Genomic DNA, 3665 nt, shown 5'->3' with positions numbered 1-3665 from the left:
CAAAGGTGGTGAAGGTGTACCCATAGAATCCGAGCAATTTGACAAAATGGATGTCAGGTTGGTCATTATTCCCAATCCTACAAGATTTGTCCTTAGAATCAACGGAAAGTCCATGAAAGACCTTTGGGTGGCAAGAGGCTAGGGTGGTGAAGCGAAGACCCTAATTTCGTCAGGAATCCAAAGACTTCATTATTCATCATTCGATGTTCCTTGCTCATTATTCAAAATTTTTAATGATGAATTTTGAATAGATCAGGGTAACAGCTGCTTCAATTACTTCTCATTGGTATGTACGAGGAATCTCAGAAGATTCTATTTTTGTTTATTTCTATCAATTACTGCACCTCATCAGATGCTTCTCCATGATAGCCCCATTAGCTATCGGGGGGGGGCAGTATGACGGCTGCTCCGATTACGACATTGCGAGTCCCCAACATTTTTATAAAAAACATAAAGAAAAGGAATGACATCAAGTTACCCGCTAGGCAGCCGTCATCCTGAGTCCCCAACATTTTGTAAATGTTCAGAAAAGGTAATGACATCAAGTTATTCTCTAGGCAGCCGTCATTCTGAGTCCCCAACATTATTAAAATGTTCAGAATTGGTAATGACATCAGGCCATAGACCTCTCTCCACGATAGCTATCGGGATCGAGGTGACAAGGCAAAGTCCTTTAAAGAATTGAATGCTATTTATAGTTCTAAACCATCAATATGAATATCTGTCATTGGTAGGCACGAAGAATCTCCAGAGGTCCTATTTATGTTTATTATGCATTTCCTGAACCTCGAGAGACCCTTCTCCCGATAGCCATCGGGATCAGGGTGACGGGCCGCTCCGATTACGTCATTGGTACCTCTCCTGACGTCGAGGTGACAAGGCAAAGTCCTGTAATAGATTCGAATGCTATTTATAGTTCTAAACCATCAATTTCTAAATCTGTCATTGGTAACGGGATAGGCCGTCATTATTGTTTTAACAAAAAAATTATGCAACCACAAAAGTGACAAAAGAAAACAAAAGTTACTGAATATCAACTTTGGTGAAATAGCCTTTTATCCCTTTTGTTTCTTTTGTGGTTCAAATAAAATTCTCTGTGTGATTATCCTATGATGCCTGTAGCCAACTAATATTCCTTTTTCCCGACAACGGGATTTATCAATAGAATTGGGCTTTAACCCATTCAAAAATATATTCCTAATGCCAAAAGGCTTTAGCCAAAATTGAAAAGTAGGAAATCTAAAACCCCAATTTCTTTCTGACTTTCCCCAAAATGTCTTTTGAAATGGTCCTTGCCTTGGCTTCACCTGCTGCGAGTTTGGCTTCCAGTTCTTGGGGATTTTTTATGAAATGATCATACAACTTTCTCTCCCCGGAATATTTAGTAAGAATAAGATCCATAAACTCCATTTTGGCGTGACCATATCCGAAATTGCCACCGAGATATTTTTTTCTCAGACTGGCAGTCTGTTGTTCATTCGCCACAATGGAGTACAACTTGAATACATTGCAGGTATCGGGATCTTTGGGTTCTTCCAGAGGAGTACTGTCAGTGATGATTTTATTGATGTTTTGTTTCAGTTCCTTTTCCGGAAGAAAAATATCAATGTAGTTATTATAGGACTTGCTCATTTTCTGGCCATCAGTTCCGGGAACCGTCATGACAGATTCCGAAATCCGAGGTTCCGGAATGGTCAGAATATCCTCCTCCATTTTATGGTTGAATGAAGTTGCAATATCCCTGGCCATTTCCAGATGTTGCAACTGATCCTTTCCAACAGGTACTATATCCGCACTATATAATAGTATATCACAGGCCATCAATACGGGATAAATAAACAATCCCGCGTTCACATCTGCCAAGCGGTCAGATTTATCCTTGAAGCTATGCGCATTGGCCAACATGGGATATGGCGTGAAGCAACTCAAATACCATGTCAGTTCGGTAACCTCAGGAATCATGGATTGCCTGTAAAAAACTGTCCTTTCAATATCCAATCCAAAAGCCAACCACGCGGCAGCCACTGCCAAGGTATTTTCTTTTCGTTGCTCACCATCTTTGATCGATGTAAGGGAGTGAAGGTCAGCAATAAAAATAAATGATTCATTCTCTTCTTTTTTTGTCAATTCCACAGCGGGTGCGATGGCACCGAGAATATTTCCCAAATGTGGTTTGCCTGAACTTTGGATACCTGTAAGGACTCTTGCCATTATTTTTAAATTTGGCGCAAAATAAATAATTCAAGGTACAATTCGGTTGAATTTTCACGTTATTTGCCCATATGAAGAATTGTATATTTCTAAGCCTTGCAATATTCCTTTCGGGACTATTGTGTTTACCTCTTGGTGCTCAAACACTTGAAAGAAAAACCCTGACCTGGGAGCAAAAGAAAATAGATATCGGTGCTGTTTTGGAAGAAAAAGGACCTGTTCAGGTTGAGTACTTTGCCGTCAACAACCATCCGGATTCAATCTATATCACGCATGTCACTACTGATTGTGGATGCACCTCAGTTGATTATTCAAAAGACACCCTGTCCAGAGAAAATATTGCCTCCATCAAAGTGCAATTTGATCCGGATCATAGGGGTGGAGATTTTTCAAAAGTGATTATCATCAGAACCAATCAGGATATATATGGTGACACATTATACCTGGAAGGCATCAATATGCCAATTCCCGAAAATATAGAAATGGCTTATCCCCATAGGATCGGTGGTCTTGGTTTCAAGCTTTCTGCTGTCAATATGGGTAATGTGTTTACCAATGAGCCAAAAATAAAATATGTGGAAGTCCATAATTTTGGAAGTGGGGAAGTTTCACTTGAAAAGGTCCAAGAAGGTCTTCCTTCCTATCTAATGGCTTCAATGCAGCCGGAAATCATCAACCCCGGCCAAAGGGGTCTGCTTATTTTTTCTTATGATGGTGAAAGAAAAAATGATCTAGGATATTTTGATGAAAAGGTTCAGCTTGCATTGAATGATGACCAGAAACTTGATCTGAGGGTCATGTCGGTAGTCTATGAATATTTTCCTCCCGTCCCGAAAAGCAGGGAAGAAATTGTCCCCAAATTGGGGCTTTCTGAAACAGAAATTGATTTGAGGGAAATCTCTTCCAATTCCAAAATCAGCCGGAACATCACTTTTACCAATATGGGCAAGGAACCCTTAATAATCAGAAAAGTAACGGCCAATTGTTCATGTGTTGAGCTCTACTTAGGAAAAGACCAACTGGATCCAGAGGAGAGGACAATCCTTGCATTCACCTTTGACCCCAAAGGCAGAAAAGGCATAGACCACAAGCATATCTCCATCTTCAGCAATGACCCCTTGAACCCCGTCAGGACAATCGTGGTTAGGAGCTCAGTGAGGTAGGGAGGGTAAAAAGGATGAAGGATGAGGGAAGAAGGATGAAGTGGTGCGTCATTGCGAGGAGCACTAGAGAAACTTTGATCTATTATATGGTCTTTTGTGCGACGTGGCAATCTCTTTTTAAAGGATGAAGGTGTGGTGCGTCATTGGTAGTCCCAAATATTTTTGAAATGTTCAGAAAGGGTAATGACATTTAGGATAAATCATTCTGGCCTCGTCCACGATAGCTATCGGGATCGGCCACCGGGGTTGTCTTGTTGGGAGGTGGGGGTTGGGAAATGCGGCGGCGCCGCA

Annotated in this window: 2 protein-coding genes; one reads left to right on the top strand and one right to left on the bottom strand. The window is 41.0% G+C overall.

All coding sequences use genetic code 11. From position 1 onward, the window contains the following. Window positions 1–1239: 1239 nt before the first annotated feature. The gene (trpS, locus tag ACEW8O_RS15280; protein WP_373495489.1) at window positions 1240–2211 is read right to left on the bottom strand and encodes a tryptophan--tRNA ligase; all 972 of its coding nucleotides are present in this window, start codon (window positions 2209–2211) and stop codon (window positions 1240–1242) included. A gap of 71 nt (window positions 2212–2282) precedes the next feature. Between trpS and ACEW8O_RS15275 the strand changes: the two genes are divergently transcribed. Further along, window positions 2283–3374 carry a DUF1573 domain-containing protein gene (locus ACEW8O_RS15275; RefSeq protein WP_373495488.1) on the top strand — a complete coding sequence of 364 codons (1092 nt, stop codon included), beginning with the start codon at window positions 2283–2285 and terminating at the stop codon, window positions 3372–3374. Window positions 3375–3665 lie beyond the last annotated feature (291 nt).

The sequence above is a fragment of the Aquiflexum sp. genome, from assembly GCF_041749095.1.
Classification (GTDB): domain Bacteria; phylum Bacteroidota; class Bacteroidia; order Cytophagales; family Cyclobacteriaceae; genus Aquiflexum.
The sequence above is the reverse complement of the archived record's forward strand: the minus strand, read 5'-3'. Positions and strand labels throughout refer to the sequence as shown.

Excerpts from the sequence above, each read along its gene's own strand:
- trpS (WP_373495489.1), bottom strand. The coding sequence starts at position 2,211 with ATGGCAAGAGTCCTTACAGGTATCCAAAGTTCAGGCAAACCACATTTG.
- ACEW8O_RS15275 (WP_373495488.1), top strand. The coding sequence starts at position 2,283 with ATGAAGAATTGTATATTTCTAAGCCTTGCAATATTCCTTTCGGGACTA.